Genomic DNA, 13,476 nt, shown 5'->3' on the forward strand with positions numbered 1-13,476 from the left:
ATATTTATCGAAAAAATTAAAAGTTTAACTCTGAAGTATACAGTGGTGAATAGAAGTGACAGAAGAAGTCTTCCAAAATGAAGTTGTGATGAATATTTTAAAGCATTATAGAAAGATATGGGCAATAGAACATGCTCAAAGTCTTCTTGGATGGGACATGGAAGTCAACATGCCCAAGATGGGAATCACAGAGAGAAGCGTTGCCAAAGGAGAACTTTCTGTCTTGGCTCAAAGTTTAACATTAGACCCAAAGTTTCTTGATCTAGTTGAGAAAGCTTCCGCTTTAGAAACATTGAACGATTACGAAAAAGGAGTTATTAGAGTTCTCCAAAGAGAAATAAAAATCGCCAAGGCTTTTCCCCCCGAATTCGTTAGAGAGCTCAGCGAAGTAAGGAGCAAGGCTACAATGGCTTGGAGCGAAGCTAAAGAAAAAGACAACTTTAGAAAGTTTGAACCTTGGCTCGACAGGATAATCGAACTCTCAAAAAAAGCTGCAGAGTATTTAGGCTACGACGAATATCCATATGATGCGTTATTGGACCTCTATGAAGAAGGACTCAGAACAAAGGACCTCGAGCCTATTTTTGAAAAGCTTGAAAAAGACCTAAAGCCAATATTAGAGCAGATTCTCGAAGCGGGAAAAATTTCAAACGAACACCCTCTAGAAAGGGAAAAATATGAAATCCAAGCCATGGAAGAAGTCAACTTAAGAATTCTCGAATTATTAGGATATCCTCTCGGAGTAAAAGGAAGGCTCGATGTTTCTCCCCACCCCTTCACATCCGGATTTGGAATTAATGATGTTAGAGTTACTACAAGGTATGAGGGCTTCGACTTCAGGAGGACTCTCCTTGCAGTGGTTCATGAATTTGGACATGCATTATACGAACTGCAGGTAGATGAAAGGTTCATGTTCTCACCAATAGCTAGAGGAGTTTCCCTTGGGATCCACGAAAGTCAAAGCAGATTTTGGGAAAATATAATTGGAAGAAGTAAAGAATTTGCAGAACTCATCTATCCACTATTAAAAGAAAAGCTACCCTTTATAAGAAACTATACTACCGAGGATCTATATGCTTACCTCAATATGGTAAGACCAGATTATATCAGGGTAGAAGCTGATGAAGTAACTTATAACATGCACATTCTCCTTAGGTACAAGCTTGAGAAGCTCATGATAAATGAAGAAGTAAAAGCAAGAGAACTACCAGAGCTATGGAACGATGAGCTTGAAAGACTCCTCGGCATACGACCCAAGAACTATAAAGAAGGGATCCTCCAAGATATACACTGGGCCCATGCTACTGTTGGATATTTCCCCACATATAGCCTTGGAACATTATTAGCAGCACAAATTAAGAACTACATCCTTAAGGACATGCCTGACTTCTATGAGAAAATAACAACAGGAGAATTTGCCCCAATAAGAGAGTGGCTAAAGCAAAAAGTCCACAGATACGGAAGCGTATATTCACCAAAAGAACTGCTAGAGAAGAGCTTTGGAGAAGGAATAAACCCAGAGTACTTCATCAAATATATAAAAGAGAAATATTTGGACTGAACTGTTTCTTTTTCATTCTTTTATTGATTCTATTTCAATTGCAACAACCCCGTATTTTTTCTCCTCTTCTTCAGTGTAAAACTGCCTATAAATTTGGACTCCTTCTTCAATAGTTTTAACCCCCGGTAAAACATTTTCAACTCCTTCTTCACTAAGCATTTCTCTAAAAGAAGGGTATACTCGAAGAGCTTTTACTTTAACCCTTAGTTTCCCTTCAAATATTATCGTGTCCCCAGGCTTTACTTGCCTCCGTTTTTCATCATAAAGCCTGCCTTCAATTTTCTTTTTTCCTTCTTTGATTAACCTTAGGTACTCTTCCTGCAGACCCATTTCCCATTCCATAGTCTCACCTATACAAGATACCTCAAAAGCATTGGGAAAACCCTCAAACCTCTAGCAAGCAGTTTAGGGTTCTTTACAAGTGCAGTTATGGTTTTCTTATGATCGTCAAAGTCTGCATAAGTTTCAATAACTTCCTTAGCCTCTTTACTAGAGAATACTTCGAAGAATTTCTCTATTTGGTCTTGATTGAGGGCTTTGAATAAGCGTCTAATTCTCAAACCAAACGTTATCTGTTTCTTTACATCTTTACATAGATCTTCATACACATTTAAGTTTCCTCTTCTAATCGAGTACCTAAGGGCATGAGCACAGAGCATCCCATAGACAATCCCTCCTGCAGTTAGGGGTTTTATCTGTAATGCTGCATCACCAACTAGAGCAACGTTCCCTCTTACCCAAGGCTTTCTAACCCCTAACCCCACATTGCCTGTTTTGATCTCCACAATATTAGTCTCCTTAAGAAGCCTAAGCCTCACAAATCTAAGAAGAGCATCGTATGTGCCAAAAGTTCCGAGCCTTGCAGTGGATCCATCTATAGGAGCAAGCCACATAAAGAATTCATTATTAATCTCTTTGTTGACCCAGATTTCTACAAAGTCTGTCTTCTTAAAGTCGCCAACAACTTCCACTTCATATCCACTCAAAAACTCGGCGTCAGTCTTTGCCCCTATTTCTTGAGCTACTTTACTTCCGACACCATCAGCGCCTACATAAAAATCTGCTTCAATTTCAAATCTCTCATTAAACCTCTGGACAATAGCTTTCCCATTCTTAAATTCTAAAAACCTAGTTCCCATATAATATTCGGCACCTTTTTTAATAGCATTTTCTGCAAGTTTCCTTTCTAGGATCTTTCTATCTACTACATAAGCTTGAGAGGCCGGGCGTTCTATCTCAAAACTCTGAATTCTTGAATAAAATACTGCTCCTCTCAACTTATTTACAATGGCTTCTTTTGGAAGATTGAGTTTTTCATAGTTTTCTGCTCCCAGAATCCCAGTACAGGCTTTGCCTCCAAAAGAGTTTTTCGCTTCCACAACAGCAACTTTAAACTCGCCTGCAAGAAGGTTTGCCAAATAATTCCCTACTGGACCCCCACCAATTATCGCAACATCATATTTCATCAACCTCACCAAAAAGGTGTAAGCTTTAAATCCTAATTAAACTTTTAGTTTTTGGTGGCAAACAATGAGAGTTTTGATCACAGGTTTTGAACCCTTTGGAGGAGAAAAAATAAATCCCTCTTGGGAAGCAGTTAAAGACCTCCCCGAAAAGATAGATGGAGTAAAAATCCTAAAAAAAGAACTTCCTGTTAGCTTCAAGGGCATCAAAGAGAAACTTCCACAGATTCTAAACAAGACAATGCCAGATATTGTAATTTTGACTGGACAAGCAGCAGGAAGAGCAAACATTACTATTGAAAGAGTGGCAATAAACATTATGGAATCAAAAAAAGAGGACAATGATGGCTACAAACCTGAGGATGAACCAATTTTTAAAGAAGCACCCGCAGCATACTTTTCAACGCTACCAATCAAAAGAATCGTGAAGAGTTTAAGAAATAATAAAATCCCTGCCGCGATTTCAAATAGTGCTGGAACTTATGTATGCAATACAGCAATGTATGTTGCTCTTCACCACATAGCAATAAACAACTTGAATATAAAAGCAGGGTTCATACATGTACCTTACATCCCAGAGCAAGTTTTAGAAAAGCCCCAGCCCTCAATGAGCTTAGAAATGATAAGAAAAGCACTAGAAATAACAATAAAAGAAAGTATAAAGGATCAATAGGTTCTTGCAAATCTTGCTACGTATTTTGCATCCCTTCCACAGTTGGCGCACTTCTTTCCTTCAATTTTGGCTGTTTCTTCTGGATATGGAATTCCAAGCATGCTGGCATCAAGGATTTCTTCCATTTCCACGCCACAACTTTCTTCGCCACACCATGGAAGTTCTACTACCCCTCTTCTGTCTTCGAAGACCTTCTTAGCGTCTTCTATCGTATCTACCCTCTTTATGTGAGTCTCTAAGAATTCCCTTGCTCGTGCATATAGATTTTCCATGATTGCATCAAGGGTCTTTCTGGCCTCTTCCACAATCTTATCTCTATCAACACTGAACTTTTCAAAGGTATCCCTTCTAGCAAATACTGCCTTGTTTCCTTCAACGTCTCTTGGACCAACTTCAATTCTCAAGGGAACACCCTTAATTTCCCAATCGTAGAACTTCCTTCCTGGCCTTATATCCTCTCTATCATCAACATAAACTCTTATACCTGCTGTTCTAAGGTCTTTGGCTATCTCTTTAGCATATGCATTTACATCATAGGGGGAATCCTTCATTGGAATTGGCACTATCACTATTTGTATTGGAGCTATGGTTGGAGGCAATACAAGACCACTATCATCTCCATGAATCCCCATGACAGCGGCTAAGAGTCTCTCACTCATTCCGAATGTTGTTTGGTGAACATATTCATGAGTTCCTTCCTCTGTTTCATACGTTATTTCATATGCTTTGGCAAAGTTCTGCTTGTAGTTGTGCATAGTTCCAATTTGCAATGTCCTTCCATCTGGCATTATAACTTCTGCTCCAAGGGAATAGAATGCTCCTGGGAATTTGTCCCAATCAGGTCGTTTAGAGACTATATATGGGAGGGCAAGATTCTTGGCAAGATTATCAAATATCTCCAAGTCCTCTCTTATTTGTCTTTCAGCATCCTCAAAACTATCATGGGCTGTATGGGACTCAAAGAACCTGCTTATCTCTCTAACTCTAATTAAAGGTCTGGTATGCTTTGTCTCATAACGATAAACATTAACTATTTGATAGATTTTAAATGGCAGGTCTGCATGAGACCTAATCCATAAGTTAAACATGGGATACATAGCAGTCTCGCTTGTTGGTCTCAGAATTAGTTTTACTTCGAGGGGTTTTTCACCAGCATGAGTAACCCATAAAACTTCACCATGGAAACCCGCTATATGCTCAGCCTCTTTTTCAAATTCACTCTCGGGGATTAGTGCTGGGAAGAGAACTTCATTATGACCTGTCCTCACCATCTCTTCATGTATTAAATTCTCGATATTCCTCATAATTCTAAGGCCGTATGGCAACCATACGTTCATACCTTTTACTGGATATCTCTTATCTTGTATCTCAGCAAGTTCTATCATCTCATTGTACCAGTCGCTAAACTCATTCATCACTCTCTCTCGTTTTACATTTGCTGTTTTGCTAACATTTTCCATAAAATCACCACCTATCCATTAAAATCATCCAATATTTTTTAATCTTTCGCAAATAAAAGAGGAAAAGTTTATTAACATGCTTCGATGAAGATTTTAATGGTGGAACTCATGCGACCGAAGGTTTTAGTCCTGTTTAACATGAAAACTGAGCCCCTAAAGCTTCTGAAAGAATTCTGCGATGTAAATGTCATAGTATATCCGGAGAGAAGCCAAATACTCGAAATTATTGAAGAATATGATGGACTAATAGTCTCTCCCCTAAATCTTGTGGATGAGGAGATTATAGAAAGGGGTAAGAATCTCAAAGTGATAAGTACTCATTCAGCAGGCTATGATCATATAAACATTGATGCAGCAACCAAAAAAGGAATATACGTAACAAAGGTGAGTGGTGTTCTAAGTGAGGCAGTTGCAGAATTCGCCGTGGGACTTACAATAGCACTTTTAAGAAAGATTGTTTATTCCGATAAATTCATTAGAAAAGGCCTTTGGGATTCCCATAAAACAGTGTGGGCTTGGTATAAAGATATAGAAACTGTCTATGGTAAAAAAGTTGGGATTTTGGGAATGGGACCAATTGGAAAGAGTATAGCAAGAAGAATGAAGGCTCTCGGTGCTGAAATTTATTATTGGAGCAGAAGTAGAAAAGGGGACATCGAAAGAGAAGTTAATGCAAAGTGGCTACCTCTGGATGAAGTAATAAAAGAAAGCAACATCATAATTCTAGCACTCCCCTCTACTCCGGAGACGTATCACATAATTGACGAGGAGAGACTTAAACTGCTAGAAGGAAAATATCTAGTCAATATTGGAAGGGGAACACTAATAGATGAAAAAGCACTTGTCAAAGCTCTAGAAGAAGGAAAATTAAAAGGCTTTGCTACAGATGTTTTTGAAAAAGAGCCCATTCAAGAAAGTGAACTTTTCGAGATGGAATGGGAGACAGTGTTAACACCCCATCATGCTGGACTAGCAGAAGAAGCTATGAAAGATATGGGATTCCAAGCAGTTAAAAACATAATTTCGATATTTAAAGGGGAGATACCAGAGAATCTTGTCAATAGGGATGTGTTAAAGATAAAACCAATTGAAGAAGTAAAGCTCCTCTAACTTTTTACTTTTAACTTATAAGTTCTAACTTAGAAATAAGAATAAAAGAGATGGATTCATTCTCCTTTAAGAATCTTGACGACCTTCTCTGCAACTTCTATGCCTGCTCTCGCTTGAGCTTCAACTGTAGATGCTCCTATATGGGGAGTAAGTACTACATTGTCAAATCTTGTTAGTGGGTGGTCCTTTGGAAGGGGTTCCTCTTCAAATACATCTAAACCCGCTCCTGCAATCCACCCTTCTTCAAGTGCCTTTACTAAAGCATTAGTATCAATAATTGGCCCTCTTGATGTATTGATAAGCACTGCGGTGGGTTTCATGAGCTTTAATTTCTCTTCATTAATCAGGTGATAGGTGCTCTCTAAGAGAGGAACGTGGATTGTAATGACATCGCTATTTTTCAAGAGATATTCAAGTTCAACAAACTCTGCTCCTATCTCCTTTGCTCGTTCATAATTTTTGTATACATCGTAGAGAAGAATATTCATTCCAATGGTCTTTGCTATTTTCCCAACATTGTATCCTATCCTTCCAAAACCGATTATTCCAAGTGTCTTGCCCTCAAGTTCGAAGCCCATGCTCTGTTTTTTAGCCCAGATTCCTTCTCTCATCTTTCTATCAGCAAAAGCCACTTTTCTAGCAACATTAAACATTAAGGCCACAGCAAGTTCAGCAACACTTCTGCTTGAAGCCCCAGGAGAGTTAACAACCTCTATCCCTTTACTCTTTGCATATTCTACATCTACATTATCCAACCCAACACCTGCTCTTGCTATAACCTTAAGATTTGGAGCAGCGTCTATAATCTCTTTCGTAACTTTTGGTTTGCTCCTAACAATTATTCCACTTACATCCTTCACGAGGTCTTTAAGTCTATCTTGGTTGGGGTACTCTTCATAAACCACTTCCAATCCGGCATTTTTTAAAACATCAATTGCTTTTTCATGCAATGGCGCAGCAACTAACACTTTCATTTTCAACCCCTCCTCTTTAATGCGATCAACAATACTTGATCGGAGGCATCTTCAGCCCTATCGGCTATGTCCCCGATTTTAGTCAAGACTTGATTCCATACAAGTTTTGCAAAAGTTGTTATCTTCTCACTCTCAAAAACTTTTCTCACTAGTTCGTACTCTATCCTATCAGCATCTTCCTCTGCAAGCTCTGTTTTCTTTGCATACTCTATCGCTCCATCAACGTTGGTATTAAGCATTTTTACTGACTGCTCAAACAATTTATATGTCTCCAAGGAGGTATTTACAAACTCTAAGATTTCTTCCTTTAAATCCACAGGTGTTTTGGGCTTGGCTAAGATCAATGCATGGGCTGCACTCTCCGCTGCATCTGCGACACTATCTATAAGTTCAGATAATCTAGCATAATCGCCCCTATTTACAGGTAAGAATGCACCCTGATATAGCATTACCTCAATTTTTCTTCTAAGCTCGTCGGCTACTCTTTCTTGATCTTCAACTTCCTTCATTAAAGTTTCAGCTTTTTCCAAATCCCCTGCAAGATAGGTTTCCATTAATATACGGAGTTTTTCTATTGTGAGTTCAACGGCTTTAAGATGTTCATCTATTGTCTTAAAGACATTGTTTTCTTTACCCCCAAATATAGGCATTTTCTCTCCCCTCAATATAATGACTGTTAATTCCTTATTTAATTTGTGGGTTCTCCTTAGCTTTCACTAAACTCCAGAGGGCAAAATTTAATGGTGTTTCTATCCCAATTTCTCTTCCATATTCGACTATTTTTCCGTTTATAAAGTCTACCTCAGTTTTTTTCCTTCTTTTGATATCCTGAAGCATGGAATTATAATTTTCTTGTGTATTTTCCAAAGTTTCAATCAAAAATTCAATAGGATGTTTTTCGAATTCTATTCCAAGTTGGGTTGCAACATGACACCCTTCTTTTACAACTCTCTTAGCGAGTTCTAGGAGGTATTCCTCTTCAAGAATTTTTCCATTTTTAATACCCAAAATTGCACCTATTGGATTTATTGCAGAATTCACTATTGCTTTTACCCACTTCCATCCGACAATGTTTTCACTTAATTTTGTTTTCAAGCCAGCTTTGTTGAATATTTTTACGACCTCATCTGCAAATATCTCCCTTCCTTTTGGATATTGGCCAACTATAGTTATTCCCTCCCCAACCCATCTTACCACTCCCCACTTCTCCAGTACTGCACCATTTGTGGTTATCCCTCCTAAAACATTCTCACTATATTTTAACGCTTCTTCCTCGTTACCAAGGCCATTCTGGATGCTTAATATCCAAGTGTTGGGTCCAATACTCTTCTTAGCACATTCAAGAGCATATGGTGTAGAGTGAGATTTTGTAGATAAAATTAACAAGTCTGGAGGTTCAGGGGGCATTTCAGTAAGTGCCTTTGGATAAGTTGTAAATTCTTTAATTCCAACTATCTTAAGGCCTCTCTCATTTATCTCTCTCATATGTTCAGATCTTCCTATCAAGGTTACATCTTCACCAGCCTCTGATAAGAGAGCTCCAAAAAGAGAACCAATTGAACCCGCTCCAAGAACATAAATCCTCATGCCTCGTTCACCTCACAAAAGGAAATTTGCCAGTGTAAACTACTCGCATAATTGAATACATAAAAAACATAAGTATCTTCAACATTACTCATCGTTCCACCGTAAGCATTTTAATGCTTGTCTTTAAATATCTTGCAGTCATGGAGATAAAAGTAATACTCGTCGAACCGGAATACACCATAAACCTAGGGGCTATTGCAAGGGTCATGAAAAACTTTGGAGTAAAAGATCTCATTCTTGTAAATCCTAAGGTTAGCCCAAATAATGAGATAGCAAGAAAGTTTGCAGTGCATGCAGTAGAAATATTAGAAAATGCTCAAATAGTAGAAACACTTGAAGAGGCCCTAAACGGCACTGACTTAGCCATAGGTACAAGCGGTCTGGCTGGAGAGGATTATATTCCCGAAAGAACCCCTATAAATCCAGAGGAGTTTGCAAAGCGACTTTTCCTTTATGATGGGAGTGTTGGAATAGTATTTGGACGAGAAAGCAGAGGATTAGATAACAAAGAACTCAAAATGCTTGATTTCACTGTGACAATACCCACAAGCCAAGAATATCCTGTGATGAATTTAAGTCACGCAGTTGGCATCATTCTTTACGAGATATACAAACAGCGATTAAAACTCTCACCTCCTGAAATTAAAGATAAATTGAGAAAATCTACAAGAGATGAAAGAGAAAGGGCAGTAAACCTCTGGGCACGATTCTTGGATGTCCTTCAATATCCTAAGGATTTAGAAAAAAGGAAATTTTATGTGTTGATGTTTAAACGGTTTTTAGGAAGAGGCTTTATATATGCAAAGGAAGTTCATTCAATTTATGGTCCTCTACGAAAAGCCACTGAGATCCTTGAGAGGTGTAAAAATGATAACGATTAAGTCTTTCAAGATAAAAAACAAGGAGATTTTAATAGCAGTTATATTTGATAAGAAAATTCAAGGGATAACATTTTCTTTTGATGGGAGAGAATTCCTTCAGGAAAGAATAACTTCCTTAACGCAGTATCTTCAAAAAAGAGGAGTAAATGCTGAACTTAAGGAAAAAGAAAGTCCATTTCCGGAGATTGTCTACAAAATCCTTATTGGAGATATCGAGAATAAAAAAGGTCTCAAGTATTTAAGCTTTGAAGGAACTACTACATTTGAGAAGAAAGTTTACGATACACTTACAAAAAAGGTTAAAAGAGGGAAAGTCATAACTTATGGTGAGCTAGCTAAGATGCTTAGGAGCTCACCGAGAGCTATTGGTGGAGCCATGAAAAGGAACCCCTACCCCATAATAGTTCCTTGCCACCGAGTAATTGCTTCGAATAACATTGGAAATTATACACCAAAAAGAGAGTATAAAAGATTTTTACTTGAGATTGAGGGGGTGAAAAAGTGGACAAATTGAAAGCCTACCTAATTGGATTCCTATTCCTCATTATTGCGATAGTAGCGGGCATAATATATAAATGGGGTTTTTGGATGTTAGTAAGGATAGTCTTAGGATTAGGTTTCTTGGGTTTGACTCTCATGCTTGGATTTTTCCTCGCATTAACACTATATGCTGAAAGCTGGAAATATGCAGGGTTACTAATTATCCCTACTGGTCTTAGTGCCTATGCCACATATCTAACCATTACTTGGCAAAAACTTAAGATAGTTGGAGGAGTAATACTCTTCTTTATCTTCGGACTGGCCTTTGGGATTTGGTATATAAGCGAACCAGATTTGAGCTTAATGGATCGCTTTAGAAGTGCTGAAAATCTTGAGAAAGCCGGCAAGTATAAAGCTGCTGCAAGGAAGTACGAAAAAAAAGGGAACTATCTAAAAGCCGCACAGATGTATGAAAAGTTGGGATGGATGGAAAGTGCTGCATGGGCCTATGAAAAGGCAGAGAACTACGAAAAAGCTGCTGAGATATACGAGCAACTTTATGAAAAAGAAAAAGATACTTATTACTTGAAAGAGGCTCACGAATATTGGAAAAAAGCAGGAAAAATGGAAAGAGCCGCAAAGGCCTTAGAAAAGTACGCTGAAGAAGAACCATGGTTCTGGGAGGATGTAGCAAAACTCTATGAAGAACTTGGTAATGAAGAAAAAGCTATTGAAGCGTGGGGAAAGGCATTAGAGTACTACAAAGGCGAAGCTCAAGAAGAAGGTGTCTTCTGGGAGGACGTTGGAAACATAGCAAGAAAGCTTGGCAACGAAAAACTTGCAAAAGAGGCTTATCAAAAATTCCTTGAATACTGCCTCAAAGAAGTTGAAGAAGATCCTATGTGGTGGAAACATGTAGCAGAGGCTTATGACTACCTTGACGAAAAAGAAAAAGCCAAAGAGGCAAGGCAAAAATATGAAGAGTACAGAAAAAAGATTATGACGACTAATGAGGAGACCTCAAACTTTCCAGAAGAAGAAAAAGAATCCAACAACTGATTTCTAGAGGATTTGAGAAACTGTTATATATTCCTTTTTGAATTCTTTTTTGGTGATAAAAATGATACCAATGAAGGGTATGAATCCTAAGCAAATGCAAAAACTCATGAAGCAACTTGGAATAAAAATGGAAGAGCTCAAAGGAGTCAAAGAAGTCATAATAAGATTTGAGAATAAGGAAATTGTTATTACAAATCCCACTGTCACCAGTATAGTAGCAATGGGAGAGAAGAGTTATCAGATCGTTGGTAAAGAAGAAGTCAGAGAAGTCCTCAATATTCCAGAAGAAGACATCAAACTGGTAATGGAGCAAACAGGAGCGGATTACGAAACAGCTAAAAAAGCGCTAGAAGAAACAAAGGGAGATTTAGCCGAAGCTATTCTAAAACTCCAAGAATCTTAATGATTCTTTCATTTCTCTTGAAAAAGATCTACCTTATCCTAAATATCAGATATTTTAGAATATAAAACTATATAAACCCTTCTAGTTTAGCTTTCTTCAATGAAGGCAATTGGAGTAATAAGACATTCACCAAGAAAAGCCGTGAATAGAGAAGAGTTCGAGGAGCTTCTGAAAAGTGCAGGCTATGAAATTCTAGCAATAGTAGAGCAAGTTAGGGAAGAACACCCTAAGTACAATGTAGGGCCTGGAAAACTTCAAGAGATTAAAAAACTAATAACAGAGCTAAATCCAGATAGGATAATATTTGCCAATCCCCTAACACCATCACAATCATTCAACATCACAAAAGAACTCAAAATAGATGTTATTGATAAATGGCAACTAGTTCTGGAAATATTCGAACAACGGGCTCACTCAAAAGAGGCAAAGTTACAAGTAGAACTCGCTAACCTTCAATACGAGCTTCCTCTTGTTAAAGAAGCCATTAGAAGAATTAAACTTGGAGACAGAGCCGGTTTCAAGGGTATGGGTGAATACCAGACACAACAATATCTCAAACACATACGTTATCGTATGGGAAGGATAAGAAAAGAGCTTGAGAAAGTAAAGGCAGATAGAGAGGTCAAAAGAAAAAGGAGAGAAGAGGTAGGATTTATACTCGTTGCCTTAGCCGGTTACACGAATGCTGGCAAATCGACTCTTCTTAATGCTTTAGCAGATGAAGAAATTGAGGCTAGAATGCAGATGTTTACAACACTAGATACAACTACAAGAAGATTTACAATAAATGGAAAGAGAGCATTGGTAACTGATACCGTTGGATTTATAGATGACCTTCCGCCGTTTATAGTTGAAGCTTTTCACTCCACCCTAGAAGAGATTATTAGAGCAGATATCGTTCTGTTAGTTCTTGACGTGAGCGAACCATGGGGCGAAATAAAACGGAAGTTTTTAGCTTCAATTGAAGTCCTAAAAGAGCTAAAAGCCTTAGATAAGCCCCTTATAATCGCCCTAAATAAAAATGATCTAACTAGTAAAGAAGATGTTCAGGATAAAAAGAAAGCCTTGAAAGAGCTCGTTAAGAGGAAAGGAGTGGTTGTGCATAGTATTGTCTCAATATCAGCGAAGAAGAATGACCTAAACGAACTTCAAGCTTCTTTAGATGAGATAATGTTTACTCTTCCAAAATATAGGTTATTTGAAATTTTAATAAAGGACAAAGAGAAAGTCCCCAAAGTCATGGCTCTAATAAACTCCATTGGAGAAATCTTGGACGTAAAGTACGGAGAAACCACTCGGATTTTTGCTTATATTCAAGTTGGTATGATAAAAAGCTTAACAAGAATGGGAGTAGAATTGAAACACCCAAGCTAGCTATTCTATTGGAACTCCATCTTTTGTCCTAGGGGCAAGCCATTTCATGAGTCGTTGTGGATCTCTTGTTTTTATTATAATTGTTATTGGTCCTAACGGGGATTCTTCATTAAAGTTGACTTTCCCAACATAGGCAACTTGCTTGTGGACTTTTATTATTATTTCTTCACCAAAATATCCATCTTCAAGCATCGCCCTTGCTGTATCCAATATCTGTTGGCCTCTAAAGAGTTCATAAAGCCTTTGTAGGGCCCTTTTATCTTTCGTTTTACCCACCAATAATATATATTCGCCCTTATCAAATGCATCAAACTCTAAGGGAGACACTAAGTTAAGCATTGCTTTTTTTACTTTTTCTATATCTTCTGTGGGGTAAACGTAAGCTTCTACCTCAATTTCTTCAAACATTTTTTGATCACCATTACTAGTTAAAGTACGGGGTTTTTGAAGT

Annotated in this window: 15 protein-coding genes; 8 read left to right on the forward strand and 7 right to left on the reverse strand. The window is 37.9% G+C overall.

From position 1 onward, the window contains the following. Window positions 1–88 precede the first annotated feature (88 nt). Window positions 89–1,561: a carboxypeptidase M32 gene (locus tag K1720_RS08205; RefSeq protein WP_251950646.1), complete on the forward strand. Its 1,473-nt coding sequence runs from the start codon at window positions 89–91 to the stop codon at window positions 1,559–1,561. Window positions 1,562–1,573: 12 nt separating this feature from the next. On the opposite strand, the gene K1720_RS08210 is transcribed toward K1720_RS08205, so the two are convergent. Both K1720_RS08210 and K1720_RS08215 read right to left on the reverse strand, forming a co-directional pair. Further along, window positions 1,574–1,903: an ASCH domain-containing protein gene (locus K1720_RS08210; RefSeq protein ID WP_251948377.1), complete on the reverse strand. Its 330-nt coding sequence runs from the start codon at window positions 1,901–1,903 to the stop codon at window positions 1,574–1,576. 8 nt (window positions 1,904–1,911) lie between these two features. Further along, window positions 1,912–3,027, reverse strand: coding sequence for an NAD(P)/FAD-dependent oxidoreductase (locus K1720_RS08215; protein WP_251950648.1), 1,116 nt, complete (start codon window positions 3,025–3,027; stop codon window positions 1,912–1,914). A gap of 64 nt (window positions 3,028–3,091) precedes the next feature. Here K1720_RS08215 and pcp point away from each other — a divergent pair, with 64 nt between their 5' ends. After that, window positions 3,092–3,697: a pyroglutamyl-peptidase I gene (pcp, locus tag K1720_RS08220; protein WP_251948379.1), complete on the forward strand. Its 606-nt coding sequence runs from the start codon at window positions 3,092–3,094 to the stop codon at window positions 3,695–3,697. On the opposite strand, the gene proS is transcribed toward pcp, so the two are convergent. Further along, window positions 3,691–5,157 carry a proline--tRNA ligase gene (proS, locus tag K1720_RS08225; protein ID WP_251948381.1) on the reverse strand — a complete coding sequence of 489 codons (1,467 nt, stop codon included), beginning with the start codon at window positions 5,155–5,157 and terminating at the stop codon, window positions 3,691–3,693. The genes pcp and proS overlap by 7 nt on opposite strands. A 108-nt stretch (window positions 5,158–5,265) precedes the next feature. Between proS and K1720_RS08230 the strand changes: the two genes are divergently transcribed. Further along, window positions 5,266–6,267 carry a 2-hydroxyacid dehydrogenase gene (locus K1720_RS08230; RefSeq protein WP_251950650.1) on the forward strand — a complete coding sequence of 334 codons (1,002 nt, stop codon included), beginning with the start codon at window positions 5,266–5,268 and terminating at the stop codon, window positions 6,265–6,267. Window positions 6,268–6,323: 56 nt separating this feature from the next. Here the strand turns inward: K1720_RS08230 and K1720_RS08235 are convergent, their stop codons facing one another. From K1720_RS08235 to K1720_RS08245, 3 genes are read right to left on the reverse strand one after another with little or no spacing between them, the layout of a single operon-like run. Then, a complete protein-coding gene (locus K1720_RS08235; protein ID WP_251948383.1) occupies window positions 6,324–7,241 on the reverse strand; it encodes a D-2-hydroxyacid dehydrogenase in 918 nt (305 codons plus the stop codon). Between the two features lie 2 nt (window positions 7,242–7,243). Next, on the reverse strand, window positions 7,244–7,891 hold the full coding sequence (locus K1720_RS08240) for a TIGR00153 family protein (RefSeq protein WP_251948385.1): 648 nt from the start codon (window positions 7,889–7,891) through the stop codon (window positions 7,244–7,246). A 34-nt stretch (window positions 7,892–7,925) separates the two neighbouring features. Then, entirely contained in the window at window positions 7,926–8,828 is a 903-nt protein-coding gene (locus K1720_RS08245) for a 2-dehydropantoate 2-reductase (RefSeq protein ID WP_251948387.1), read from the reverse strand. 140 nt (window positions 8,829–8,968) lie between these two features. On the opposite strand from K1720_RS08245, the gene K1720_RS08250 reads away from it, so the two are divergent. The 5 genes from K1720_RS08250 to hflX all read left to right on the forward strand — a co-directional run bounded on the left by K1720_RS08250 (window position 8,969) and on the right by hflX (window position 13,025). Beyond that, entirely contained in the window at window positions 8,969–9,709 is a 741-nt protein-coding gene (locus tag K1720_RS08250; protein WP_251948389.1) for an RNA methyltransferase, read from the forward strand. Then, the gene (otg, locus tag K1720_RS08255) at window positions 9,696–10,223 is read left to right on the forward strand and encodes a methylated-DNA--protein-cysteine methyltransferase (protein ID WP_251948399.1); all 528 of its coding nucleotides are present in this window, start codon (window positions 9,696–9,698) and stop codon (window positions 10,221–10,223) included. Before K1720_RS08250 ends, otg begins: the two co-directional genes overlap by 14 nt. Next, on the forward strand, window positions 10,211–11,248 hold the full coding sequence (locus tag K1720_RS08260) for a tetratricopeptide repeat protein (RefSeq protein ID WP_251948401.1): 1,038 nt from the start codon (window positions 10,211–10,213) through the stop codon (window positions 11,246–11,248). The genes otg and K1720_RS08260 overlap by 13 nt, the downstream gene beginning before the upstream one ends. Window positions 11,249–11,318: 70 nt before the next feature. Next, on the forward strand, window positions 11,319–11,651 hold the full coding sequence (locus K1720_RS08265; protein ID WP_251950652.1) for a nascent polypeptide-associated complex protein: 333 nt from the start codon (window positions 11,319–11,321) through the stop codon (window positions 11,649–11,651). A 99-nt stretch (window positions 11,652–11,750) separates the two neighbouring features. Continuing rightward, the gene (gene hflX, locus K1720_RS08270; RefSeq protein ID WP_251948403.1) at window positions 11,751–13,025 is read left to right on the forward strand and encodes a GTPase HflX; all 1,275 of its coding nucleotides are present in this window, start codon (window positions 11,751–11,753) and stop codon (window positions 13,023–13,025) included. Here hflX and K1720_RS08275 read toward each other — a convergent pair whose 3' ends face one another. Continuing rightward, on the reverse strand, window positions 13,026–13,433 hold the full coding sequence (locus K1720_RS08275) for an RNA-binding domain-containing protein (RefSeq protein WP_251948404.1): 408 nt from the start codon (window positions 13,431–13,433) through the stop codon (window positions 13,026–13,028). Between the last annotated feature and the right edge of the window lie 43 nt (window positions 13,434–13,476).

It is taken from the genome of Thermococcus argininiproducens (assembly GCF_023746595.1).
Lineage (GTDB): Archaea > Methanobacteriota_B > Thermococci > Thermococcales > Thermococcaceae > Thermococcus_A > Thermococcus_A argininiproducens.